The sequence below is a fragment of the Blautia sp. HCN-1074 genome (assembly GCF_037890165.1).
Classification (GTDB): Bacteria; Bacillota; Clostridia; order Lachnospirales; family Lachnospiraceae; genus Blautia_A.
On the sequence record NZ_JBBKBP010000070.1, the window covers coordinates 1 to 700 of the forward strand.

Genomic DNA, 700 nt, shown 5'->3' on the forward strand with positions numbered 1-700 from the left:
GGAAGAACAGCTCAATCTGAAGAACATCAAAAAATCGGTGTGGCTGACGTTCACAGAATTTCTCCATGAAGTGAACCACACGCTGATGAATGATTTTGTTTCCATGCCGAATGATGAAATCAACCGTTACATAAAAATGGAAAAGTTACTGGAAAATAAAATCTCCCGTCGCTTTAAGGTGCGTCGCTTGGAAATCCATGATTTTGGGTATCTCATGGAACATCTTTACGGCAGGGACGGTATCGCTTATGAAGATTATGAGTACCAGCTACCAAAGAAAAAATTGAACAAAGAGACGCTGATAAAATACTACGACCTTATCCGTCCGACAAGGTGTGTGATTGAGGAAAGCCAGCGGTATTTACGATTGGAACATGAGGACAAGGAAAGCTATGTGTCCTATTTTACCGTCAATGCGATTGTAGGAGAGCTTGATTTTCCGTCGTCTGAAATCTTCTATTTCCAGCAACAGCAATTCACATTCCCCGTTGATACGAGCATGAATGTAGAAATCGTGGAAAATCGGAAAGCATTAACGACCGTCCGCAACAAGAAAAAGGAACTGAAAGACCTTGATAATCACGCCTATCAAGCAGGAAGTGAAACCAGCTCAAATGTGGTGGACGCTTTAGACAGCGTGGACGAGCTGGAAACTGATTTAGACCAGACAAAAGAAAGTATGTATAAGTTAAGCTACGTC

1 pseudogene is annotated in these 700 nt (G+C 41.9%); it reads left to right on the forward strand.

The annotated features are described in order from the left end of the window. Positions 1–700, forward strand: a pseudogene (locus WKT11_RS19820) (ATP-binding protein); the annotation flags it as partial.